The sequence below is a fragment of the Sinorhizobium sojae CCBAU 05684 genome (genome assembly GCF_002288525.1).
Classification (GTDB): Bacteria; Pseudomonadota; Alphaproteobacteria; order Rhizobiales; family Rhizobiaceae; genus Sinorhizobium; species Sinorhizobium sojae.
The window spans coordinates 3458880-3481944 of the sequence record NZ_CP023067.1 but is presented as its reverse complement, the minus strand read 5'-3'; the positions used below and the strand labels follow the sequence as shown (position 1 = coordinate 3481944).

The 23065-nt window shown below is 62.7% G+C and carries 22 protein-coding genes; 14 read left to right on the top strand and 8 right to left on the bottom strand.

What is annotated here, in order from left to right:
• The first annotated feature begins 121 nt into the window (after positions 1–121).
• Genes SJ05684_RS16765 through SJ05684_RS16750 form a run of 4 tightly spaced genes read left to right on the top strand, consistent with a single transcriptional unit; the run spans position 122 to position 4033 of the window.
• Complete coding sequence (locus SJ05684_RS16765; protein ID WP_034853361.1) at positions 122–1069, top strand: carbohydrate ABC transporter permease; 948 nt, start codon at positions 122–124, stop codon at positions 1067–1069.
• A gap of 11 nt (positions 1070–1080) precedes the next feature.
• A complete protein-coding gene (locus SJ05684_RS16760) occupies positions 1081–1920 on the top strand; it encodes a carbohydrate ABC transporter permease (protein WP_034853360.1) in 840 nt (279 codons plus the stop codon).
• Entirely contained in the window at positions 1917–2981 is a 1065-nt protein-coding gene (locus SJ05684_RS16755; protein WP_034853358.1) for a Gfo/Idh/MocA family protein, read from the top strand. Before SJ05684_RS16760 ends, SJ05684_RS16755 begins: the two co-directional genes overlap by 4 nt.
• Before the next feature lie 17 nt (positions 2982–2998).
• A complete protein-coding gene (locus SJ05684_RS16750; protein ID WP_034853356.1) occupies positions 2999–4033 on the top strand; it encodes an ABC transporter ATP-binding protein in 1035 nt (344 codons plus the stop codon).
• A 13-nt stretch (positions 4034–4046) separates the two neighbouring features.
• Here the strand turns inward: SJ05684_RS16750 and SJ05684_RS16745 are convergent, their stop codons facing one another.
• From SJ05684_RS16745 to SJ05684_RS16725, 5 genes are all read right to left on the bottom strand, one after another.
• Positions 4047–5021 (bottom strand): adenosine deaminase, encoded by a 975-nt coding sequence (locus SJ05684_RS16745; RefSeq protein ID WP_034853355.1) that lies wholly within the window; start codon positions 5019–5021, stop codon positions 4047–4049.
• Positions 5018–6238 (bottom strand): phosphopentomutase, encoded by a 1221-nt coding sequence (locus tag SJ05684_RS16740; RefSeq protein ID WP_034853354.1) that lies wholly within the window; start codon positions 6236–6238, stop codon positions 5018–5020. The genes SJ05684_RS16745 and SJ05684_RS16740 overlap by 4 nt, the downstream gene beginning before the upstream one ends.
• Before the next feature lie 112 nt (positions 6239–6350).
• Positions 6351–6965, bottom strand: a complete 615-nt coding sequence (locus SJ05684_RS16735) for a TadE/TadG family type IV pilus assembly protein (RefSeq protein ID WP_083846095.1) — start codon at positions 6963–6965, stop codon at positions 6351–6353.
• A gap of 7 nt (positions 6966–6972) precedes the next feature.
• Positions 6973–7593 (bottom strand): TadE/TadG family type IV pilus assembly protein, encoded by a 621-nt coding sequence (locus SJ05684_RS16730; RefSeq protein ID WP_034853353.1) that lies wholly within the window; start codon positions 7591–7593, stop codon positions 6973–6975.
• Positions 7594–7752: 159 nt separating this feature from the next.
• Positions 7753–8178: a pilus assembly protein N-terminal domain-containing protein gene (locus SJ05684_RS16725; protein ID WP_050979955.1), complete on the bottom strand. Its 426-nt coding sequence runs from the start codon at positions 8176–8178 to the stop codon at positions 7753–7755.
• 251 nt (positions 8179–8429) lie between these two features.
• On the opposite strand from SJ05684_RS16725, the gene SJ05684_RS16720 reads away from it, so the two are divergent.
• From SJ05684_RS16720 to SJ05684_RS16680, 9 genes are all read left to right on the top strand, one after another.
• Positions 8430–8612, top strand: coding sequence for a Flp family type IVb pilin (locus SJ05684_RS16720; RefSeq protein WP_034853351.1), 183 nt, complete (start codon positions 8430–8432; stop codon positions 8610–8612).
• Positions 8613–8746: 134 nt separating this feature from the next.
• Positions 8747–9259, top strand: a complete 513-nt coding sequence (locus tag SJ05684_RS16715; protein WP_034853349.1) for an A24 family peptidase — start codon at positions 8747–8749, stop codon at positions 9257–9259.
• A 135-nt stretch (positions 9260–9394) separates the two neighbouring features.
• Positions 9395–10204: a Flp pilus assembly protein CpaB gene (gene cpaB / locus SJ05684_RS16710; protein WP_034853347.1), complete on the top strand. Its 810-nt coding sequence runs from the start codon at positions 9395–9397 to the stop codon at positions 10202–10204.
• A gap of 18 nt (positions 10205–10222) precedes the next feature.
• Positions 10223–11764: a type II and III secretion system protein family protein gene (locus tag SJ05684_RS16705; RefSeq protein ID WP_034853462.1), complete on the top strand. Its 1542-nt coding sequence runs from the start codon at positions 10223–10225 to the stop codon at positions 11762–11764.
• Between the two features lie 56 nt (positions 11765–11820).
• On the top strand, positions 11821–12495 hold the full coding sequence (locus SJ05684_RS16700) for a CpaD family pilus assembly protein (RefSeq protein ID WP_034853346.1): 675 nt from the start codon (positions 11821–11823) through the stop codon (positions 12493–12495).
• Between the two features lie 20 nt (positions 12496–12515).
• Positions 12516–13796 (top strand): CpaE/TadZ family protein, encoded by a 1281-nt coding sequence (locus SJ05684_RS16695; RefSeq protein WP_034853344.1) that lies wholly within the window; start codon positions 12516–12518, stop codon positions 13794–13796.
• Between the two features lie 46 nt (positions 13797–13842).
• A complete protein-coding gene (locus SJ05684_RS16690) occupies positions 13843–15312 on the top strand; it encodes a TadA family conjugal transfer-associated ATPase (RefSeq protein ID WP_034853460.1) in 1470 nt (489 codons plus the stop codon).
• Between the two features lie 43 nt (positions 15313–15355).
• Entirely contained in the window at positions 15356–16366 is a 1011-nt protein-coding gene (locus SJ05684_RS16685; protein WP_034853342.1) for a type II secretion system F family protein, read from the top strand.
• Between the two features lie 12 nt (positions 16367–16378).
• Positions 16379–17362, top strand: a complete 984-nt coding sequence (locus tag SJ05684_RS16680) for a type II secretion system F family protein (protein WP_034853340.1) — start codon at positions 16379–16381, stop codon at positions 17360–17362.
• A gap of 389 nt (positions 17363–17751) precedes the next feature.
• Here SJ05684_RS16680 and SJ05684_RS16675 read toward each other — a convergent pair whose 3' ends face one another.
• Positions 17752–18576, bottom strand: coding sequence for a tetratricopeptide repeat protein (locus SJ05684_RS16675; protein WP_034853338.1), 825 nt, complete (start codon positions 18574–18576; stop codon positions 17752–17754).
• Between the two features lie 221 nt (positions 18577–18797).
• On the opposite strand from SJ05684_RS16675, the gene SJ05684_RS16670 reads away from it, so the two are divergent.
• Entirely contained in the window at positions 18798–20189 is a 1392-nt protein-coding gene (locus tag SJ05684_RS16670) for a leucyl aminopeptidase family protein (protein WP_034853337.1), read from the top strand.
• A gap of 142 nt (positions 20190–20331) precedes the next feature.
• Here SJ05684_RS16670 and SJ05684_RS16665 read toward each other — a convergent pair whose 3' ends face one another.
• Entirely contained in the window at positions 20332–21279 is a 948-nt protein-coding gene (locus SJ05684_RS16665) for a lysylphosphatidylglycerol synthase transmembrane domain-containing protein (protein ID WP_034853335.1), read from the bottom strand.
• A gap of 296 nt (positions 21280–21575) precedes the next feature.
• Entirely contained in the window at positions 21576–22967 is a 1392-nt protein-coding gene (locus SJ05684_RS16660) for a M20/M25/M40 family metallo-hydrolase (protein ID WP_034853333.1), read from the bottom strand.
• Between the last annotated feature and the right edge of the window lie 98 nt (positions 22968–23065).

The window sequence follows — 23065 nt, the reverse complement described above, 5'->3', positions numbered from 1 at the left end:
GGCATAGCCCTCATTTCCACTGCCGCGGCGGCGCTTTGGACGAGGCGCGGATGAACGCACCCATTTCGAGCGACATCGAGGCTGCGCCACGCGCGAGCCGGTTAGAACGGGCCAGACGCCGATGAACCAACGCGAGATTATGATGGATGTCGGTGAGCTCAAGCGCCCGCGGCGCTGGCACATCCTCGTCTTCCTTACGCCGGCGCTTCTCATCTACACGGCGGTGATGATCCTGCCGCTGATCGAGACGCTGCGCCAATCCTTCTTCAACACGGTCGACGGCGAATATACCTTCGTGGGCCTCCACAATTTCGGCGTGCTCTTCGGCGATCCGCGCTGGGCCGCGGATTTCTGGAACGCACTCGGGAACAACATCGTCTTCTTCCTGATCCACATGGCGGTGCAGAACCCGATCGGCATCGCACTCGCCGCCATGCTGTCGGTGCCCAAGCTGCGCTTCAGCGCCTTCTACCGCACGGCGATCTTCCTGCCGACGCTTTTGTCCTTCGTCATTGTCGGCTTCATCTGGAAGCTCATCCTTTCGCCGATCTGGGGCGTGGCGCCCTATCTCATGGATCTCGTCGGACTGAAATGGCTCTTCGCCCCCTGGCTCGGCCGGCCCGATTCGGCGCTGATCGCCGTGTCGCTGATCTCGGTCTGGCAATATATCGGCATACCGATGATGCTGATCTACGCGGCGCTGCTCAACATCCCGGACGAGGTGATCGAGGCGGCGGAGCTCGACGGCGTCACCGGCTGGAGCCAGTTCTGGAAGATCAAGCTGCCCCTGATCCTGCCCGCAATCGGCATTGTCTCGATCCTCACCTTCGTCGGCAACTTCAACGCCTTCGACCTGATCTACACGGTGCAGGGAGCGCTCGCCGGACCGGACGGCTCGACCGACATTCTCGGCACGCTGCTCTACCGCACCTTCTTCGGTTTCCAGCTCCAGCTCGGCGACCGTTCGATGGGCGCGACGATCGCAACGGTGATGTTCCTGATCATCCTCGCCGGCGTCTCGCTCTACCTCTTCGTCATCCAGCGCCGCATGCGCCGTTATCAGTTCTGAGGAGGAGCAAGATGTCGAAAGCACGTACCTCCCTCGCCCGCACCGGCGCCGTCCATTTCGCGCTGATCGCCTATACGCTGGTCGCGCTGTTTCCGGTGTTCCTGACGATCTCCAATTCCTTCAAGAGCCGCAATGCCATCTTCCGCGAGCCCTTGGCGGTCCCGACGCCCGAAACTTTCAGCCTGATCGGCTATGAGACGGTGCTGAAACAGGGCGACTTCATCGGCTACTTCCAGAACAGCGTCGTCGTCACGGTCGTCTCGATCGCGCTGGTGCTCATCTTCGGCGCCATGGCCGCCTTCGCGCTTTCCGAATACCGCTTCCGCGGCAATACGCTGATGGGCCTCTATCTGGCGCTCGGCATCATGATCCCGATCCGGCTCGGCACGGTGGCGATTCTGCAGGGCATGGTGGCGACCAACCTCGTCAACACGCTGACGGCGCTGATCCTCGTCTATACGGCGCAGGGCCTTCCGCTCGCGGTCTTCATCCTGTCCGAATTCATGCGCACGGTTTCCGACGACCTGAAGAATGCAGGGCGCATAGACGGGCTTTCCGAGTATGCGATCTTCTTCCGGCTGGTGCTGCCGCTGATACGGCCGGCCATGGCGACGGTCGCCGTCTTCACCATGATCCCGATCTGGAACGACCTCTGGTTCCCGCTGATCCTCGCGCCGGCCGAGTCAACGAAGACGATCACGCTCGGCTCGCAGATCTTCATCGGCCAGTTCGTCACCAACTGGAACGCCGTGCTCTCGGCACTGTCGCTGGCGATCTTCCCGGTGCTCGTCCTCTACGTCATCTTCTCGCGGCAATTGATCCGCGGCATCACGGCAGGAGCAGTCAAATGACCCCTTCCGCAAACCCGGTCCGCGTCCTCGTCGCCGGCCTCGGCAATATGGGCCGCAGCCATGCGCTCGCCTATCACGCCAATCCCGACTTCGCGATTACCGGCCTCGTCAACCGCTCGAAGGTCGAGCTGCCGGAAGCCTTGATCGGCTACGAGAGCCGGCCGTCCTTTCCGGAGGCGCTTCTCGAATTCAGACCGGAACTCTGCTCGATCAACACCTATTCGGACAGCCATGCGGCCTATGCGGTGACCGCCATGGAGGCCGGCTGCCACGTCTTCGTCGAGAAGCCGCTGGCAACCACCGTCGCCGATGCCGAACGCGTGGTCGCCTGCGCCCGCGCCAATGGCCGCAAGCTGATCATCGGCTATATCCTCCGGCACCATCCCTCCTGGATGCGGCTGATCGCCGAGGCGCGCAAGCTCGGGCCGCCCTATGTGTTCCGCATGAACCTGAACCAGCAGTCGAGCGGCGCGACCTGGCTAACGCACAAATCGCTGATGCAGACCACGCCGCCCATCGTCGACTGCGGCGTCCACTACGTCGATGTCATGTGCCAGATCACCGACGCGAAACCCGTCGAGGTCCGCGGTATGGGCTTGAGGCTTTCGGACGAGATCGCCGCCGATATGTACAATTACGGCCACCTGCAGGTCATCTTCGACGACGGTTCGGTCGGCTGGTACGAGGCCGGCTGGGGCCCTATGATCTCCGAGACCGCCTTCTTCGTGAAGGACGTGATCTCTCCGAACGGTTCGGTGTCGATCGTCATGGACCAGAACGCGAAGTCCGACGACATCGACACGCATACGAAGACCGCCGTCATTCGCCTGCACAGTGCCGCGACCGGTCCGGACGGCCGTTTCCTACGACCCGACGAGGACCTGAGGATGAAAGGCGAGCCGGGGCACCAGGAACTCTGCGATCGCGAGCAGGCCTTCGTGCTCAGGGCCATTCGCGAAGACATCAATCTCGACCGGCACATGGACGATGCGGTGCAGTCGCTGAAGATCTGCCTGGCGGCGGACGAAAGCGTGCGCACCGGCGGGCCGGTCAAGCTCTAAACGAAGAGGCGCGACACGTGGGATCATTGCAACTGAAATCCATCCGCAAGGCCTTCGGCGGCCATGAGGTGCTGAAAGGCATCGACCTCGAGGTGAAGGACGGCGAATTCGTCATCTTCGTCGGCCCCTCGGGCTGCGGAAAATCGACCCTCTTGCGGACCATTGCGGGCCTTGAGGACGCGACCTCCGGCAGCGTCCGGATCGACGGCGACGAGGTCGGCCATGTCGCGCCCGCCAAGCGCGGCATCGCCATGGTCTTCCAGTCCTATGCGCTCTATCCGCATCTGACGGTCAAAGACAATATGGGCCTCGGGCTGAAGCAGGCCGGCGTACCGAGAGCCGAGATCGACGAGAAGATCGCCAAAGCCGCCGGCATGCTGTCGCTTGAGCCCTATCTTGCCCGGCGCCCGGCCGAGCTTTCCGGCGGGCAGCGCCAGCGCGTGGCGATCGGCCGCGCGATCGTGCGCGAGCCGAAGCTGTTCCTTTTCGACGAGCCCCTTTCGAACCTCGACGCGGCGCTGCGCGTCAATACACGGCTCGAGATCGCTCGACTGCACCGCAGCCTCAAGGCGACGATGATCTATGTCACCCACGACCAGGTCGAGGCGATGACGCTTGCCGACAAGATCGTCGTTCTGAGCGCCGGCCGCATCGAGCAGGTCGGTTCGCCGATGGAGCTCTACAATCGCCCCGCCAATCTCTTCGTCGCCGGTTTCATCGGCTCACCGCAGATGAACTTCATCGAGGGCGAGCGTTTCGGCGACTCATCGGCGAAGACGGTCGGCATCCGCCCGGAACATATCGGCCTCTCGCGCGAGGGCGGCGACTGGACGGGCAAGGTCGTCCATGTCGAACATCTCGGTGCCGACACCATCGTCTATCTCGAAACCGAAAAGGTCGGACCGCTCACCGTGCGCCTCTTCGGCGAGCACCGCTATGATCCCGACGAAATCGTCCACGCTACCCCGGTGATCGGGGCCATGCACCGCTTCGATGCCGACGGCCGGGTGCTCGGCTCCGGCAGCAGGGGAGGACTTCCTGCCGACGCTTGACTCCGGGGATTGTTTAGACGTGCAAGGCGGCGAGCAATCGCTCCCTTGTCGGCTCGTCGACGAAGGCCGCCTCGATGGCCGTCCTCGTCATCCGGTCGATCTCGCTGTCGTCGAAACCCATCACATGGGCGGCGATCTCGTATTCCTGGGCGAGAGAGGTGTGGAAGAAGGGCGGGTCGTCGGAATTGAGCGTCACGCGAACGCCGGCCTCGAAAAGCGAGCGCAAGGGGTGCGAGGCAAAATCGGGGAAGACGTTAAGGGAGATGTTGGAGCCGGGGCAGACCTCCAGCACCACGCCCTCGTCGGCCAGGCGTTTGACAAGGTCGCCCTCCTCGATCGCTCTGACACCGTGGCTGATGCGCGACGGGCGCACATGGTCGAGCGCATCACGCACGCTGAAGGCGCCGGAAAGTTCGCCGGCGTGAATGGTGAGCCCGAGACCGGCATCGCGCACGATGTCGAAGGCGCGGGCGAATTCGGCGACGCTGTGCATGCGTTCTTCGCCCGCGAGATTAAAGCCCGTGACCAGTGGGTGGCGGCGCATCGCTGCATACTCCGCGGTTCTCACCACCGATTCCGGTCCGAGATGGCGAATGCCGGTGATCAACATGCGCGACTCGATCCCGGTTTTTTCCCGGGCGGCTTCCATGCCGGCCGCCAGCCCCTCGATATAGGCATCGGCACCCAATCCGATCGTGTTGCCGTGATCGGGCGAGACGATGATCTCGCTATAGATCGTCCCGGCTTCGGCAAGTTCCGTCAGGTAGGTCTCGGCGAGAAGCGCATAGTCGCCCTCGGTGCGGAACAGCGAGGCGACGGCGTCGTAGCAGTACACGAAATTGGTGAAATCGTCCCAGACATAGGCCTTTTCGCGAATGATGTCGCCGGTTTCGATCCCGTATTTCCGTGCCTGCCGCAATGCGAGTTCCGGCGGCGTGGCGCCTTCGATATGGCAATGCAGCTCGGCCTTCTTCAGATGTGCAGTCAAATAAGGCTTCTCCCATGTGCGCCCGGCGCGATGCCGAGATGTCTGGCGACGGTTTCGCCGATATGGGCGAAACTGTTGGCGATGCCGAAAGAGCGACTCCTGAGCGACGGCCCGAACATCAGCACGGGCACGCGCTCGCGAGTGTGGTCGGTGCCGCGCCAGGTCGGATCGCAGCCGTGGTCGGCGGTGAGGATCACCATGTCGCCCGGCTTCAGGCGACGATCGAGGTCGGGCAGGCGCGCGTCAAAGGCCTCCAGCGCCGCGGCATAGCCGGGCACATCGCGACGATGGCCGTAGAGCATGTCGAAATCGACGAAATTGGTGAAGACGAGGTCGCCGTCTGCCGCCTCTTCGATCGCCGCGAGGCTCGCATCGAATAGCGCCATATTGCCATTGGCCTTGGTGAGCCTGGTCACACCCTGATGCGCGAAGATATCGCCGATCTTGCCGATCGCATGCACCGTCCGACCGGCCTCCATCAGCCGATCCAGGATCGTCGGTTCCGGCGGCAGCACAGAATAGTCGCGGCGGTTGCCGGTACGGGTGAAATTTCCGGCGTTGTCGCCGACGAAGGGGCGGGCAATCACCCGGCCGATATTGTAGGCGTCGACGAGCCGGCGAACGACCTGGCAGAGCCCGAGGAGCCGCCCTAGACCGAAACTCTGTTCGTGGGCCGCGATCTGGAAGACCGAGTCCGAGGATGTGTAGCAGATCGGCTTGCCCGTCAGCATGTGCTCTTCGCCATGGCGGGCGATGATGTCCGTTCCGGAGGCGTGGCCGTTGCCGAGAATGCCCGCAATATCGCCCTCGCGGCAGATTGCTTCGACGAGTTCGGGGGGGAAGGCATCGCCTTCCGCCGGGAAATAGCCCCAATCGAACTTCACCGGCGTGCCGGCAATCTCCCAGTGGCCGGAGGGGGTATCCTTGCCACGCGAGACCTCGCTTGCCGCGCCATAGACGCCATAGACCCGTTCCGGCACCGGCACGCCGGCCGGAAGCCGCCCGGTCGCGAGCCTGGCGGCATGGACCAGGCCGAGCGCCGACATATTGGGAAGATGCAACGGACCTTCCCGGAGGCCCGCGCGATCGCCGGCGCCGGCAGCGCAGAATTCCGCGATGTGCCCAAACGTGTCGGCACCGAGATCGCCGAAGGCTTCCGCATCCGGCGCACCGCCAATGCCAAAAGAGTCGAGAACAAAGAGAAAAGCACGCGCCATGAGACACCTGGGAGAACGAGCGCGACGACAAACCGCGCCGGCAGAGATAGCGTGCCGGCTCGGCCAATGCAATTGAGCCCGATGGGGGATGCGATGGCTGCGTGGCGTCGGATCAGCAATCCGTGCAGGCTATCGTCGTGCCAAAGCGCTGGCGGTAATAGGCCGTCTTGGAAAGGTCGATCGTGCTTACGGTGCTGTCGAGGTTAGGCGCAAAGAGCAGAAGCTTGTGGGGAAGGACGAGCTCGGTACGCACGACGAAGGCGTTTACGGCATCCATTTCCGCCGGGACGGCGGCCGTGGAATTCGCCGCATAGGGCGTTCCGCCGGCCTGGTCGCGCGACCATACGACCTTTCCGGTCGTCGTTCCGGTGACCTGAATGCCGGTGATCTTCAGCGTGTAGTTCGAGCTTTCATAGGGGGCGAGGATGCTTTCGACAATATTCTTCATGTCGTCGAGAAAGGCTTTGTTCACATCCTGTTCCTGGGAGACGATATCGGCGACGGCGCTCGAGGCGCGCGCGACCTTACGCAGCACGGTGAAGCCGAGCGAGAGCTCGAAGGCGCCGATATAGGTCATGATCAGGAGCGGCGCGACGATCGCGAATTCGACCCCGCCGACGCCGCGCCGGTCGCGAAAGAACCGGGTCAGAGCCTCAAATGAAACGCCGCGGAACGGCAGGGCTCCGAATAGGCGCCGGCTGAACGAAGATCTATCAGACCGTCTCATGGCGTCCTCAATAGTTCTCGTTTCGGAAAGTCGCGGTGGCGACCATCAGGAAATCCCGCGGCATGCTTGTGCCGGCGGGGCGCAGATTGGTGACATAGGGCCGGACGAGATCGGTGATGACCTCCCAGCGATAATAGGCGCGCAACATGGTGAAGCTTGCCGCATCGCCCGGTGCGAACTTAAAGCCGCTGGTGTCGAGATCGGAGGACGAGGAAGAACCGACCCGCGGCACCGCCGCCGGGATCGTTGTCAGGTGCGTGATCTCGCGGACATCGAGGAAGAGCTTCTGCGGCTGGCTGACCTCGGTCGAAGAACAGGTCATCAGGATGGAGATTTCGTCGCAAAAGGCCTGGCGGAACTCCGCCTCGGTCATGTCCGTCGACTTGCCCTGATTGAAGGTGATTTCGCCGGTGCGGATTTTGCGTGCGAGCGTATCGGTCGCGTTCGCCAGCAATTGCTCGCCGGCAAAGGCGACGAATGTCTCGATCGACGCGAAGACGATGAGGAAGAAGGGCAAGGCGAGAATGGCGAATTCGATCGCCGTCGCACCCTTCCTGTCGCCGATGAGTCGAGGAAAGAGACCGCGCCGTGCGCGCTTACGCATGCATGCTTTCGTTTCTGTCGACATTCCGCCGTTCCATCATGTCGCGTGCGTACCGGGGCGGTGGAAAACGCATCTGCATCCGCCGGCATCCTGCGCCTGTGCAATCGATCCGCGCAAGATTAAGCCGCGACTGTTGAAAATTCGTTTGCGGCGACCCGAAGAATTTTAGTGGTTTTGGATTCCTCAATCACTGGTCGAGGCCGCTGCCTCGCGCTCGACGTGGCGCTCGCAATTGGGCGAGCAGGAATAGACGGTGCGCGCGGTCTGCTTGTAGACGCGGAGCGTATTGCCTTCGTCGATCGACACGAGAATGCGCTCGTCGACGATGGCGTTGCCGTCCTGGTCGAGGATGACGAGATTCGTCGTGCCGAAATTGCGCCCCGTCAGCACGATCGTCTTCGCGTCCGCAACGGTCGCATCCGCGACATCGGAATTGCCGATGATCACCTTGCTCACCGGGCGATCCAGTTTCAGAACGCGCGCGTGATCCATATAGACGCGCATCATCTCTTCGGCCGCCTGCGCGCCCGCTGGTGCGGAAACCGCAAGAAATCCGGCGATTGTCAGTGCGAGCGTGGCGGCCTGCCCGGCCGCAAGTGACGTTTTCATGGCGCTTCCCGATGGCGAATGATGGCCCGCATCTTGGCGCCTTTTGGTGAATGAATGGTTACGTTTGCACGGCGCAGTTTACCGCATTCCTTTCCCGGTCATTTACCTAACGAAAAACGGGCATGCGTTAACTGGACGCTAACCGGATTCCTTAAGCCGATGGCAATTGGGCCCTTCTAAATTCAGGGGCATCCGATCAACGGCAACAGTTGGCGGAAGTGCTGACAACAAGTGAAGTTAGGAGAACTCCCATGAAGACCATTTTCGCTCGCCTGCTGAAAGACGAATCCGGTGCAACCGCAATCGAATACGGCCTGATCGCAGCTCTCATCTCCGTCGCTCTGATCGCCGGCGCCACGACGGTCGGCGACAGCCTTGAGAACGTATTCAACGCCATTGGCGGCGAACTGACCGCAGCCGAAACCGCGCTCTAAGTCGTTCGCTCTCGGCTGAGTGAGGGGGTCGATTCAGTCTCTGAAGCGGCCCCTTTTCTCGTCTCGAACTACCATAGCACTGTTGCGCCGCCCGCCCGATTACTTTGGGCGGAAAGCGGCTTCGGAGCGTTGAAATGGCCATTGCTGCTGCTTTCGTTGTATTTCCGTTTTGTCTAGCTCTTGCGGCCGTCACGGACCTCTTGACAATGACAATTCCCAATCGGGTGTCTGCTGTCCTTTTAGGTGCATTTGTCCTTTTAGCGCCCTTGGCCGGCTTCGGAATAGTGCAGATCGGATTTCACATCGCTGCAGCGGTCTTGGTCTTTGCCGTTTGTTTCGCCCTATTCGCTGCGAATGTTATGGGCGGTGGCGACGCCAAGCTTCTTACCGCTAGCGCCGTCTGGTTCGGGCTGAATGCTTCGCTCGTTACATTCCTTATTTACGTCGCGCTCTTTGGGGGTCTGTTGACGCTCTTCATTCTCCTCCTTCGCAGGCAGGAGAACACGATCCTGGCAAGCGGTATCCAGTTTCCTCAGCTGTTGCTGACCGCGAAAAAGATACCCTACGGCGTTGCGATCGCTCTCGGCGGCTTTGCTTCCTACCCGTCGTCGCCGCTGATGCAGGCGGCCTTTGCGCAGCTATCGTAGTTCGCCCGGAAAGAGCGTTGCTCCGCTCGGTTCTATCTGTATTTGTTAACCATCTATATAAGCAGCTCGTTAACCATAATTACACCAATTGCTGATCAATCTGGCCCCTGGGATTTCTAGGGGCTTGGGTAGATCATGAAACCGGTGCGCATCATTATTCTGGCGGTGGCCGTCGGCTCGGCGGCAATGGCCGGGCTGCTCGCGATGAAGCTCACCCGCGGCCGGGCACCGCAAATCGCCGCGCCCGTCATCGAACGGGAGCCGACCATTAATGTGCTCGTTGCCAGCAAGAGCCTGCCCGTGGGTGCACGGCTCGGGGGCGATTCCATCCATTGGATGGCCTGGCCGAAGGAGAGTGTAGCCGAGGGCATGATCACCGAGGAGAACCGGCCGGCGGCGGTCGACGATCTCTCCGGCGCCGTGGTGCGCCTGCCGATCTTCAATGGCGAACCGGTTCGGCCGGAAAAGATCGCCGATTCATCCAGCCGCATCATGTCGTCGCTGCTGCCCGCCGGAAAACGGGCCGTCGCGACCGAGATCACGGTCGCGACCGGGGCCGGCGGCTTCATCCTGCCGAACGACCGGGTCGACGTCATCATGGTGCGCAAGTCCGACGGCAACGGGATCTACCTGACCGAAACGGTGCTCAGCAATGTCCGGGTGCTGGCGATCGACCAGCAGGTGGAGGTGAAGGAAGACGGCTCCAAGTCCGTCCTCGGCACGACGGCGACACTCGAATTGACGCCGGAGCAATCGAAGGTGATGACCGTCGCCCAACAGATGGCCGAGCGCATCTCGCTGGCGCTACGCAGCGTCGCAGATGCCCAGGAAGCCGACACCGGCGCGGCCGACTACCTGCTCAGCGGCGACGGTCAGCCAAGCATCCAGGTCATCAAGTCGGGCTCCATCGTCAAGACCGATGGCGCCATCCAGAACCAAAGATAAGATCGAGTGGGGCGCAACGTGAAACGGGATGGAAACAAATTTCGGGCGTCTGTCGCGGCCTGCCTGTCTTTCTGCCTGGCATTTTCGGGCATAACGCTGCCGACGGCCCCGACGGCGGAAGCCGCGGCCTCCTCGGTTGTCCGGATCGCCGAAAGCGGGCCAGGAGCGAAGAAGAAGATCAATCTCGGCCTCAACAAGGCGGTGGTCGTCGATCTGCCCACGGATGCCCACGACATCCTCGTCGCGGATCCCTTGCTCGCCGACGCCATCACCCGCACGTCGCGGCGGATCTATCTCTTCGGCAAGATGGTCGGCCAGACGAATATCTTCGTCTTCGGTCCGAATGGCGAAGAGATCGTCAGCCTCGAGATTGCCGTCGAGCGCGACGTCGCCGGCCTGGAGGCGAATCTGCGGCGCTTTATTCCGGATTCCGACATCAAGGTGGAGATCGTCTCGGACAACGTGGTTCTGACCGGAACGGTGCGCACACCCCTCGACTCGAACAAGGCAGTGGACCTTGCACGCGCCTTCCTCAAAGGCGGTGAGGCGACAACGCGCAGCATCACCGTTCAGGGGAACAATGGTGACGGCGACATTTTCGCCGAAGCCCGCCAGACATCTCAGATCGTCAATCTGCTGACAATCGAGGGCGAGGACCAGGTGACCCTGAAGGTCACGGTTGCGGAAGTCAGCCGTCAGGTACTGAAGCAGCTTGGGGTCAATGGCAGCGTTTCGGATGGAGAGAGCGGGATCAGCTATCGCAATCCGGCCAATCTCGGCAATACGATCGGCTCGTTCGCCAACGCCATGATCAGGGGCTCAATCGGCGGCACCGCGATATCGACTTACATCAACGCGATGGAACAGGCCGGTGTCATGCGCACTCTTGCAGAACCCAGCCTGACGGCGATCTCGGGCCAGGAAGCGAAGTTCTACGTCGGCGGCGAATTTCGGCTCGCGGGGATACAAGAGGTCTCCGCCGACCAAAACGGGACCACGCTTGAGCGTGAGGTGAATGACGTCGAATATGGTATTCGGTTGAATTTCAAGCCGGTCGTTCTTGGTGCGGGTCGCATCAGCCTGCAGATCGAAACGGACGTGTCGGAGCCGACCTATGAAGGTTCGGTCGTAACCGGCAACAGTTCGGGAAGCAGTGGCTTTGGCATACCCGGAAACACCTTCCTCGGCATCCGCCGGCGTGAAGCCTCGACCAGCGTCGAACTGCCGTCGGGCGGATCCATCGTCATTGCCGGCCTCGTGCAGGACAATATCCGTCAGGCCCTTTCGGGCGTGCCCGGCGCCTCGAAGATTCCGATCCTTGGCACCTTGTTCCGCAGCAAGGATTTTCAACGCAACGAGACGGAACTCGTGATCATAGCCACGCCCTATCTGGTGCGGCCGGTCGCCCGCAGCGCGCTGTCGCGGCCCGACGACAATTTCAGTCCGGCCAACGATCTCGACAGCTTCTTCCTCGGCCGCGTCAACAGGATCTACGGGCGTCCGGAAGGTCAGGCACCCACGGGCCGCTACCACGGCAATGTCGGCTTCATCTACAAATAGGTCGGGACATGAAAAACAAGGACGCAGCACCGTATCGCTTTGAAAGGCCCAAGCCCATGTCCCCGACACGCACGGCCACCCGCCTAGCCGCCTTGGCGATCCTTGCCGGCCTGCTCGCAAGCTGCGGCACGAAGGACAACCAGGCGACCGGCGCCATCCCCGACGACTACCGCACCAGGCACCCGATCGTGCTCGCCGAGACGGAACGCAGCATCGACATTCCGGTCGCTTCCGGCGACCGGCGGCTAACCCAGGGCACGCGTGACGTGATCCGCGGCTTTGCCGCCGGCTATCGCAATGCATCGAGCGGCGTCATCCAGATCATGCTGCCGCGCAGCTCGGCCAACAGCCATGCCGCACAGGTTCTCCGAAAGGACATAAGAGGCATGCTGGCGGCAGCCGGCGTGCCGGCAAACCGGATGATCGAAACGGGCTACGAGGCCGCCGCCACGGGCGACGCCGCGCCCATTCGCCTGAGCTATGTCGCGATCACCGCGCAGACCGGTCCCTGCGGCGAGTGGCCGGAAGATCTGACGCTCAACACCGTTCAGAACCGTAACTATCACAATTTTGGTTGCGCCGCGCAGTCGAATCTCGCCGCTCAGATCGCCAACCCGACGGACCTCCTCGGTCCTCGAGAGATGTCTCCGATCGACGCGGCGCAACGCGGCAAGGTGATTGACACGTGGCGCGGCACAAACTCGCGCACGACCACGATCACGATCAACTAGGCGGCTATCGAGGAACCCGGATGAACGCGATTGAATACAGCATCGACAGCGGAGCCGGGGATTACGCCGACGCGGCGCGGCCCGGCGATTTCGACCAGCTTCGGCCGCTCCCCCGCATTTCGATCCACGCCTTTTGCGAGAGCGAGGCAATGCAGCGCCTCATGGAGCGCTGCGGCCAGGACCGCCGCATGGCGAAGGTCAGCCTGCGCATCACCGGCGGCAGCATCGCCGCCGCCGCGAACATGTTCGCGAGCGTCTCGACGCCGAACCTGATTATCCTGGAGACCGCAACGGAGCCAAGGTCGCTGCTTGCGGAACTGGCGCCGCTGGCGGAGGTCTGCGATCCGAGCACCAAGGTCGTCATCATCGGCCGCCACAACGATATTGCGCTCTATCGCGAACTGATCCGCAACGGCATATCCGAATATATCGTCGCGCCGGTGGCCATGGCGGATATTCTCTCCGCGGTTTCGGCGATCTTCGTCGATCCGGAGGCCGAGCCGGTCGGGCGAAGCCTCGCCTTCATCGGCGCCAAGGGCGGCTGCGGCTCGTCGGTTATCGCGCATAATTGCGCCTGGGGCATTTCCAACCTCTTTTCGACCGAAACCATCCTCGCCGATCTAGACCTGCCTTACGGCACCGCCAATATCGATTTCGACCAGGATCCGCCGCAGGGGATCGCCGAGGCGGTTTCGGCGCCGGAGCGGCTCGACGAGGTGTTTCTCGACCGCCTGCTGACCAAATGTTCCGAGCACCTCTCTATGCTCGCCGCGCCCTCCATGTTGGACCGCGCTTACGATTTCGAGTCCGGCGCCTTCCAGCCGATCCTCGAAATCCTCCAGCGCAGCGCGCCGGTCTCGGTGCTGGACGTTCCGCATGCCTGGTCGGACTGGACCCGTTCGGTGCTTGCCGGGGCCGACGAGGTGGTGATCACCGCCGTCCCGGATCTCGCCAATCTCCGGAACGCGAAAAACCTGCTCGATGCCCTGAAGAAGCTTCGGCCGAACGACAAGGCGCCGCATTTCGTCCTCAACCAGGTGGGCGTGCCCAAGCGGCCGGAGATCGCGCCGAACGAATTCTGCGAATCGCTGGAGGTGGAAGCGGCCGCCATCATCCCCTTCGACGCGGTTCTTTTCGGCAATGCCGCCAATAGCGGGCGCATGATCGCCGAAATCGACAGGAAGGCGCCCGCAGCCGAAACCTTCTCCCAGCTCGCCCACCTCCTGACCGGTCGCGCGACCATCAAGAAAGCGCGCACGGGCAGCCTTGGAAAGGTCCTGGCGAGACTCGGTCGGAAATAGGCATTTCCGCATCACTAAGGATCGATGAAGCAACCGGATTGGAATGATGTTTGGCAAACGCGGAAATGAAGGATTAGGCAAGACGGGCGCGAGCGCTGCCGTGGTTCCGCCGTCGATGCCGGCGGCGGTCATGGAGCGCCCCGCGGCTGCGCCGATTCTGAACGAGCCCGCGGCTCCCGCTGCCCGTCCCCAGCCGCCCGCTCCCGCCGCTCCGCCGGCACGCCGGCGTTCGCCGCGGGCGGAGGATTATTATTCGACGAAGTCGCAGGTCTTCTCCGCACTGATCGACACGATCGACCTGTCGCAGCTCGCCAAGCTCGATACGGAAAGCGCGCGCGAGGAAATCCGCGATATCGTCAACGACATCATCACCATCAAGAATTTCGCGATGTCGATTGCCGAACAGGAGGAACTGCTCGACGACATCTGCAACGACGTGCTCGGCTACGGTCCGCTCGAGCCGCTGCTCGCGCGCGACGACATTGCCGACATCATGGTCAACGGCGCGGGCCAGACCTTCATCGAAGTCGGCGGCAAGGTCGAGGAATCCGACGTCCGCTTTCGCGACAATGCGCAGCTCTTGTCGATCTGCCAGCGCATCGTCAGCCAGGTCGGCCGCCGCGTCGACGAGTCGAGCCCGATTTGCGACGCGCGCCTGCCGGATGGTTCGCGCGTCAACGTCATTGCGCCGCCGCTGGCGATCGACGGCACGGCACTGACGATCCGCAAGTTCAAGAAGGACAAGCTGACGCTGGAGCAGCTCGTCCGCTTCGGCTCGATCACGCCGGAGGGCTCGGTCCTCCTGCAGATCATCGGCCGCGTCCGCTGCAATATCGTCATTTCCGGCGGCACCGGCTCCGGCAAGACGACGCTGCTCAACTGTTTGACGCGCTATATCGACACCGACGAGCGGATCATCACCTGCGAGGACTCGGCCGAACTGCAGCTGCAGCAGCCGCACGTCGTCCGCCTCGAAACCCGCCCGCCGAACATCGAGGGCGAGGGCGAGATCACCATGCGTGATCTCATCAAGAACTGCCTGCGCATGCGCCCGGAACGCATCATCGTCGGCGAAGTGCGCGGACCGGAGGTCTTCGACCTGCTACAAGCGATGAACACCGGTCACGACGGCTCCATGGGAACGATCCACGCCAACACGCCGCGCGAGTGCCTGAGCCGCATGGAATCGATGATCGCCATGGGCGGCTACACGCTGCCGGCCAAGACCGTCCGCGAAATCATCGCGGGATCGGTCGATGTCATCATCCAGGCCTCGCGCCTGCGCGACGGCTCGCGCCGCATCACCCACATCACCGAGGTCACCGGTATGGAAGGCGACGTGATCGTCACCCAGGACCTCATGCGCTACGAGATCGACGGCGAAGACGCCAACGGCCGGATCATCGGCCGCCACGTCTCGACCGGTATCGGCCGCCCGAATTTCTGGGACCGCGCCCGCTACTTCAACGAGGACAAGCGGCTCGCCACCACCCTCGACGCGATGGAAAAGAATTAGTGGCAAGCGGAGCCTGCCACTAAATGAAGGAGAAGGCCAACCGATGTTCGGCATAGACAACACCGTTCTGGCAGTGGCTGTCCTCGTCGCTATCGCGGCGGCGGCGCTTGCCTATGGCGTGCTCTATTCCCGCATCGAGAGCGAGAAAAAGGCAGAAGGACGGCTGCGCCGCGTCAGCGCATCCGAAACCGACCGGGCCAAGGTCAAGGCGGCGCGCGACCGCGTCAATGAAATGTCGAAGCGGCGCAAATCCGTGCAGGATTCGCTGAAGGAGCTCGAAAAGAAGCAGCAGGAAAAATCGGCGAAGGCCGCCCCCTCGATGAAGGGACGGCTGGTGCAGGCCAATCTCACGATTTCGTTGACGCAATTCTACATATTCAGCGCGCTTTTCGGCTTCGTCACCTTCGTCTTCGTGCTCCTGGCCGGCGCTGGTCTGTGGATTGCGCTCGGCGCCGGGCTGATCGCCGCGGCTGGCCTGCCGCGCTGGGTGGTCGGCTTCCTGATCAAGCGCCGCTCGAAGAAGTTCCTCGACGAGTTCCCGAATGCGCTCGACGTCATGGTCCGCTCGATCAAGTCCGGTCTGCCGCTGAACGACGCGTTGCGGCTGATCGCCAGCGACGGGCAGGAGCCGGTGAAGACCGAATTCCGTCGTGTCGTCGAATCGCAGCAGGTGGGCCTCAACGTTCCTGAAGCCTGCGCCCGCATGATCCAGAGCGTTCCGCTGCCGGAGGTGAACTTCTTCGCCATCGTCATAGCCATTCAGGCGCAGGCCGGCGGCAATCTGTCCGAGGCGCTCGGCAACCTCTCCAAGGTGCTGCGCGAGCGCAAGAAGATGAAGGCGAAGGTCGGCGCCCTGTCGATGGAGGCCAAGGCCTCGGCCGCCATCATCGGCGCGCTGCCCTTCATCGTCTCGCTGCTCGTCTACCTGACTTCCCCCGATTACATGATGGTGCTTTTCACCGATCCGCGCGGCCACATCATCATGGGCGCCTCGGCCATATGGATGAGCATCGGCATTTTCGTGATGCGCAACATGATCAATTTCGACATCTGAAAGGCTCTGGCGGTGAACGGCTGGATAGAGACACTGACCGATCCGAACATCATCGTCGCGTTTCTCGTGTCGATGGCCGTACTCGCGACCTTCTACTCGCTCGCCGTTCCCTTCTTCGAGCGTGGGGATCTGACGAAGCGGATGAAGTCGGTCGCCACCGAGCGCGAGCAGATCCGTGCCCGCGAACGCGCCCGCCTGAATGCCGAGGTGTCGGTCGGCAGGACCAGCCTGAGATCGCAGCAAAATACCTCCGTGCGCCAGATCGTCGAGCGGCTGAACCTCAAGAAGGCGCTGGTGGATGAGAACACGGTCAACCGGTTGAAGACGGCCGGCTACCGGTCGCAAAACGCCCTCAATACATTCCTTTTCGCCCGCTTCTGCCTTCCCTTCCTGTTTCTGGTGGCCGCGGTAGTCTATATTTTCGTCCTGGGAAATTTTTCCGAAAAGCCGATGATGATGCGGCTGCTATTCGCCATCGGCTTCGGCTATCTCGGCTTCTACGCGCCGAACATCTTCATCGCCAACGCCATCTCCAAGCGGCAACATTCCATCCGCCGCGCCTGGCCGGACGCACTCGACCTCCTGCTCATCTGCGTGGAATCGGGCGTGTCCATGGAACTCGCCATGCGCCGCGTCGCCGACGAAATCGCCGCTCAGTCGCAGCCGCTCGCGGAAGAGCTGGTGCTGACGACGGCGGAGCTCTCCTTCCTGCCTGATCGCCGCGTCGCGCTGGAAAACCTGGGGATGCGCACGGGGCTCGAGGAGGTGAAATCGGTGATGCAGGCGCTGATCCAGGCCGATCGTTACGGCACGCCCATCGCCCAGGCGCTACGCGTCCTGGCGCAGGAAAGCCGCGACCAGCGCATGACCGCCGCGGAAAAAAAGGCTGCCGCCCTGCCGCCGAAGCTGACGGTGCCGATGATCCTGTTCTTCCTGCCGGTCCTCGTCGCCGTCATCCTCGGCCCCGCGGGCATACAGGTGGCGGATAAGTTCTGAGGCGACGACTTCGGAGGTGGCTGGCCGCGGAATGGTTGATCGCCATCCCAGAGCTTGCGTCTGGATCCTCGGGTCAAGCCCGAGGATGACGCCATGGAGAGGTGGTCGCGAAAGCCTGTAACCGCCTACCAGCGCCCGCTCTCCGCCGAAAGACTGACGACCGCCCTGCAGCAGACCAGGGAAGGCGGCGGCACATTCGCTGTAAAGAGACATTGCCGACGCCCCTCTTTCCGTCATCCTCGGGCTTGACCCGAGGATCCAGGCGCAAGCCTGACGACGACCAGGAGGGGACTGGGCAGTTGCGGCAACTTCCCTGACCATCAGGCGACATATCAGGCGCGCAATGGTCGTAGCACATCGAAGTGGCCCCCCGCACGGACACACAATCGTCAGTTCGTATTCCCATCGTCCGCCTTGGCGAGTTGGTTCCAGGCACCCTTCTGCGACAGCATTGAGCGCAGATAGGCGACATTCGCCTCTGCCTGTTCGGAGGTCAATTCCTGCCTGGCAATCGTTTCCGCTTCCTGGAAGCGGCCCTGAAGGCCGACGGTCAAGGCGAGGTTCTGGCGGACGCTGCTGTCGGCCGCGGGCTGGTCCGAGGCCGAGCGAAGATAGGTCTCCGCCGTCTTCAGATCCTTCGTCAGCAGGTAGGACATGCCGAGATTGGAGAGGACCGACGGCTCGTTGGGCTGAAGGTCCAGCGCCTCGCGATAGCGCAGCCGCGCCTCTGAGGAGCGGCCGAGCTGGTCGAGGATCGCGCCTTCCGCCGACTTCAATTTCCAATCGGGCCGGTCGGGCGTCTGTGCGCGCCTGACCGTCGCCAGCGCCTGTTCCAGCTGTCCTGCCGCCGCCTGCGCCTTGCCATAGGCTCCGAGGACCTCGCGGTCCGTCGGATGATTGATCGCCACCTGCTGCATAACGGCAAGCGCCTGTTCGTTGCGCCCGGTCATGCGCAGCAGATTGGCATAGTTGAGACCCGCGTCGCGATCCTTGGGATTGCGTTCGTAAGCCTCGCCGATGTTTTCCGCCGCTGCCGCAAGTTCGTTGGCGTTCATCGATGCGACCGGCTTCGAAAGCTTCGGAATGGAACCGGTCGTCAGTTCCTTCTTGCCCTGCTGTCCGGCACAGCCTGCAACTGAAAGCGCCAGGATTGCGACGGCCACCCCCAGGGTCAAGCGATGCAGATAGGGGGAGAGGATATGTGGTGTCGTCATCAGTCGGTGCCCCGGACCGCGATGTCGGATCAACCGAATCATCGTGATCGATTCCCAGTGTTTAGAGCGGCTGCGGACCAATGGCCGCTTATGCCTCGCCGCCCTCAATCGCTTCGCACCGGAACTCCAACAACGACGGCGCAACTTTCACTCCAGCAATAATCTGTTAACCCTAACAGAGCGTTAATCGCGACAATCCGTTCATTCAGTCGAGGAAGTCCATGGCCCCCTATCAATTCATCGAACGGCCGTCGCCGTTCAACACCAGCAACGGCAAGACGTTACCGATCTTTGCGGTGACGCCGGCGCATATCGAGACGGGGACCATTGACCCGGTCGCGCTCGACTGGGCGCGCAAGGCCGGGTTCAAGGCGGAGTCCGGCGCTGTGCTTCTCATTCCCTCGGCGGAGGGCCATCTTGGCGGTGCGCTGTTCGGCCTCGGCTCCAATCCCTCGGAAGCGCCGTTCCTGACGGGCAAGCTCGCCCGGGCGCTGCCGGCCGGAAAATGGCATATCGAGACGGCGCCCTTGACCGCCAACCGCCTGGCGCTCGGCTATGGCCTCGGCTCCTATCGCTTCGAGCGCTACAAGAAAGCCAAGGCGGAGGCGCCGACGCTATTGATCCCGGCCGATGCGGACGCTAGCGATATCAAACGGCAGCTCGCCGGCGTCTTCCTGGCGCGCGACCTCATCAATACGCCGACCAACGACCTCGGACCGGAGGCGCTGGAGGCCGCCTTTCGCGCGCTCGCCGGCCATTACAAGGCCGACGTCTCGGTTATATCCGGAGAAGCGCTGCTCACGCAAAATTTCCCGCTGGTGCATACGGTCGGCCGCGCCAGCGCCGAAGCGCCGCGGCTTCTGGAAATGCGCTGGGGCAAGAAGGGCCACAGGAAGGTGACGCTCGTCGGCAAGGGCGTCTGCTTCGATACCGGCGGGCTCGATATCAAGCCGGCCTCCTCGATGCTCCTCATGAAGAAGGACATGGGCGGGGCGGCGAATGTCATGGGTCTGGCGCTGATGATCATGGACGCGAAGCTGAAGGTTGATCTGCGCGTCATCATTCCCGTCGTCGAGAATTCCATCTCGTCCAATGCCTTCCGTCCGGGAGACATCTACAGGAGCCGCAAGGGCCTGACGGTGCAGATCGACAACACCGATGCCGAGGGACGGCTGATCCTGGCCGATGCGCTCGCCTATGCCGACGAGGAAACGTCCGAGCTCATCGTCGACATGGCGACGCTGACGGGTGCGGCCCGCGTCGCGCTCGGCCCCGATTTGCCACCCTTCTTCACTGATGACGAGGAGCTTGCGCAGGATCTCACCGACGCGAGCCTCACGGTCGACGACCCGATCTGGCGCATGCCGCTCCATATGGGCTACGACAAGAACATATCCGCCCGCATAGCGGATCTGACCAACGCCCCCTCGGGCGGCATGGCCGGCTCGATCACGGCGGCTCTCTTCCTCAAGCGCTTCGTCACCCATGCAAAGAGCTGGGTGCATTTCGACATTTTCGGCTGGGCCCAGGCGGAGCGTCCGCATTCGCCCGTCGGCGGAGAAGCCCAGGCAATTCGGGCGCTCTATCACCACATGCGCCGGATCGCGGGGTAGCGCATCGGCCCAAAAATCGGACCCGATTTTCGGAAAGCACGATGCGTAGAATCAAAGACCTACAGCGTCCTGGTGCGTCCTGAAGGCTCCTAAAGACGCACGCTCTGTAGGAGAGGACGCCACGCGCGGCGGCCGCTGGCGGCTACGGCCCTATTTCGTTTCGCCGCTCGAGGAAACGGGAGTGCTCGAAGACGAAGATGACGACAAGCGCCATGACGAAGGGAATGAGCAGGTAGAGCAGCCGGAAGATCGCAAGCGCGGCGAGCACATCGGCTGGGTCGACCTCGGGCAGCGCGGCGATGAAGACCAGCTCGAGCACGCCGAGGCCGCCCGGCGCATGCGAGAGCAGGGCCGCCGAGAAGGAGGCGAGGAATATTCCGAGAACGACGACATAGCCCGGATTCGCGGCCTCGGGCAGCGCGAAATAGATGATCCCCGCGGCGCCGAGAAGTTCGACCGGAGCGATGATCAATTGCCTCGCGACGATCGAAGGCCGGGGATATTGCAGCTGGAACCAGCGCGTGCGCAGCGGCCGCAATCCGATGAGGCTGCCAAGCACGTAGAGGCCGATGAGCGCAAGGATGAGGATGCCCGTGGTCAGCGACATCTCGACCGGCAGGAACTCCGCGAAACGCTCGATGATGTTGGGTCTCATCAGCAGCACGATCGCCGACAGCATCAGCGTGCCGAGTGCGAAGGTAAACGAGCAGAAGGCGACGAGCACTCCGACTTCCCCAGGCGTCAGTCCCTTCGACCGATAGGCCCGGTAGCGCACCACCGCCCCGGAAAACACCGATGCACCGAGATTATGCGACAGCGCGTAGGTCGTGAACGAGCAGACCGTAATGAACCAGAGGGAGATGCGGTGGCCGAGATGGTCGAGTGCCAGCCGGTCATAGGCGGCTAGCGCCGCATAGGCGATCAGAGTCGACCCGATCGCGAGCAGCCAGCTCCGCATGGTAATGGCCTGGAAGCTCGCGATGAACTCTTCGAGGGAGAGGCCGCGAAGTTCGTGATAGAGCGCGTTTACCGACAGGAGAATCGCCGCCAGCCCGACCACGGGCCAGAAATATTTCTGCACCCGCCTCATACCGGCGTCGGTTCATGGGCCGGTTCAAAGAAGGCAGGCGCGGCCATGGCGAGGCCGGAACCGCCATGTTCGCGCTGCACAGTGAGAGGATTGCGCCCGGAGCGCGTTTTTTCGGTCGCCCTTGCCAATAGTCCGGTACCCATTCTTGCCTGTTTTGCAAAAAGGGAAGCATCCCACAGCCGGCAGGTCAAGCAGCGATCACTCTATAGCGTGATCGCGACATAAGTTGGCCCACAGCAAGTGCGCTGCGACCGTTGTGCGTCTGATAAGACGTGCGGCGCTGTTGGACGCGCGGCTCACGCCGCCAGCGCGTCCAGGATGCGGATCCAGGAGCGGATGCCCTTGTGGAAAGATGCGAGCTCGTATTTCTCGTTCGGCGAGTGAATACGGTCGTCGGCAAGGGCGAAGCCGACGAGCAGCGATTCCATGCCGAGCATGCTCTGGAAATCGCCGACGATCGGGATCGATCCGCCCATGCCGATGACGACGGCAGGCTTCGGCCATTCCTCCGAAAGCGCGGCCTTGGCGGTATTGAGCAGCGCCGAATCGTACGGCAGGTGAATCGCCGGCGAAGCGCCGTGCGGGTGGAACTCGACCGAGCAGTCCGCCGGAATTCTGGAGCGGACATAGGCGCGGAAGCTCTCTCGGATCTTCACCGGATCCTGGTGGCCGACGAGACGAAACGAGACCTTGGCGGAGGCCTGAGCCGCAATCACCGTTTTGAAGCCATCGCCGGTATAGCCTCCGACGATTCCGTTGACCTCCGCCGTCGGCCGTGCCCAGGTCAGTTCGAGCACCGATCGGCCATTTTCGCCGGAGGGAATGGAAAGGCCGACCTCGCCGAGGAGCTTTTCCGCTGCACTCTCGAGTTCCTCCCAGGTCGCCTTGACCTCGGTGGGCGTTTCCTCGACCCCTTCGTAGAAATCGTCGAGCGTGACGCGGCCGGTCTCGTCGTGCAGCCCGGCCACGATCTCGGCCAGGATATGGATCGGGTTTGCCGCCGCGCCGCCGTAGAGGCCGGAATGCAGATCGCGATCCGCCGCCCTCACGATGATCTCCTCGCCGACAAGGCCGCGCAGGCCCGCCGAGATCGCCGGCGTTTCGCGGTCCCACATGCCCGTATCGCAGATCAGCGCGTAGTCCGCCTTGAGTTCGTCGGCATTGGCCTCGAGGAAGGGCTTGAGCGAGGGTGAGCCGGATTCCTCTTCGCCCTCGAAGAGAATGGTGATTCGGCAGGGAAGCGCCCCTCTGGTCTCCTTATAGGCGCGCAGCGCCTCGACGAAGGTCATCAACTGCCCCTTGTCGTCGGACGTGCCCCGGCCGGTAATGACCTTTCGGCCGGGCTCCACTTCCTTGAGCCCGGGCTCGAAGGGCGGCGCTTCCCAAAGCTCCAGCGGATCGACCGGCTGCACGTCGTAATGGCCGTAGAAGAGCAGATGCGGGGCGCCCGACCCCTCGCCGGGGTGGTGGCCTACCACCATCGGATGGCCGGGCGTGTCGCGCACGGACGCGTCGAAGCCGAGCGCCTGCAGCTCGCGAGCCAGCCATTCGGCCGCCTTGCTGCATTCGATGTTGTAGGCGGGATCGGTGGAGATGGACTTCATGCGGAGGAGGTCGAAGAGGCGTTCGAGGCTTTTCGGGAGGTTTGCGTCGGCGCGGTCGAGAACCGGGGTGATATCTGCCATCATGCGAATCCTTGCGTGGGTGTCGCGGCGAACCTAGCGCATCGGCCGGAAAAGCGGAACCGCCTTTTCGGCAAGTACGAAGCGCAAATTCAAGGACTTAC

Excerpts from the sequence above, each read along its gene's own strand:
- SJ05684_RS16760 (WP_034853360.1), top strand. The coding sequence starts at position 1,081 with ATGTCGAAAGCACGTACCTCCCTCGCCCGCACCGGCGCCGTCCATTTC.
- SJ05684_RS16695 (WP_034853344.1), top strand. The coding sequence starts at position 12,516 with ATGAACGCGATTGAATACAGCATCGACAGCGGAGCCGGGGATTACGCC.
- SJ05684_RS16665 (WP_034853335.1), bottom strand. The coding sequence starts at position 21,279 with ATGAGGCGGGTGCAGAAATATTTCTGGCCCGTGGTCGGGCTGGCGGCG.
- SJ05684_RS16685 (WP_034853342.1), top strand. The coding sequence starts at position 15,356 with ATGTTCGGCATAGACAACACCGTTCTGGCAGTGGCTGTCCTCGTCGCT.
- SJ05684_RS16660 (WP_034853333.1), bottom strand. The coding sequence starts at position 22,967 with ATGATGGCAGATATCACCCCGGTTCTCGACCGCGCCGACGCAAACCTC.
- SJ05684_RS16725 (WP_050979955.1), bottom strand. The coding sequence starts at position 8,178 with ATGAAAACGTCACTTGCGGCCGGGCAGGCCGCCACGCTCGCACTGACA.
- SJ05684_RS16755 (WP_034853358.1), top strand. The coding sequence starts at position 1,917 with ATGACCCCTTCCGCAAACCCGGTCCGCGTCCTCGTCGCCGGCCTCGGC.
- SJ05684_RS16735 (WP_083846095.1), bottom strand. The coding sequence starts at position 6,965 with ATGAGACGGTCTGATAGATCTTCGTTCAGCCGGCGCCTATTCGGAGCC.
- SJ05684_RS16765 (WP_034853361.1), top strand. The coding sequence starts at position 122 with ATGAACCAACGCGAGATTATGATGGATGTCGGTGAGCTCAAGCGCCCG.
- SJ05684_RS16740 (WP_034853354.1), bottom strand. The coding sequence starts at position 6,238 with ATGGCGCGTGCTTTTCTCTTTGTTCTCGACTCTTTTGGCATTGGCGGT.
- SJ05684_RS16720 (WP_034853351.1), top strand. The coding sequence starts at position 8,430 with ATGAAGACCATTTTCGCTCGCCTGCTGAAAGACGAATCCGGTGCAACC.
- SJ05684_RS16690 (WP_034853460.1), top strand. The coding sequence starts at position 13,843 with ATGTTTGGCAAACGCGGAAATGAAGGATTAGGCAAGACGGGCGCGAGC.
- SJ05684_RS16675 (WP_034853338.1), bottom strand. The coding sequence starts at position 18,576 with ATGACGACACCACATATCCTCTCCCCCTATCTGCATCGCTTGACCCTG.
- SJ05684_RS16700 (WP_034853346.1), top strand. The coding sequence starts at position 11,821 with ATGTCCCCGACACGCACGGCCACCCGCCTAGCCGCCTTGGCGATCCTT.
- SJ05684_RS16715 (WP_034853349.1), top strand. The coding sequence starts at position 8,747 with ATGGCCATTGCTGCTGCTTTCGTTGTATTTCCGTTTTGTCTAGCTCTT.
- SJ05684_RS16730 (WP_034853353.1), bottom strand. The coding sequence starts at position 7,593 with ATGTCGACAGAAACGAAAGCATGCATGCGTAAGCGCGCACGGCGCGGT.
- SJ05684_RS16670 (WP_034853337.1), top strand. The coding sequence starts at position 18,798 with ATGGCCCCCTATCAATTCATCGAACGGCCGTCGCCGTTCAACACCAGC.
- cpaB (WP_034853347.1), top strand. The coding sequence starts at position 9,395 with ATGAAACCGGTGCGCATCATTATTCTGGCGGTGGCCGTCGGCTCGGCG.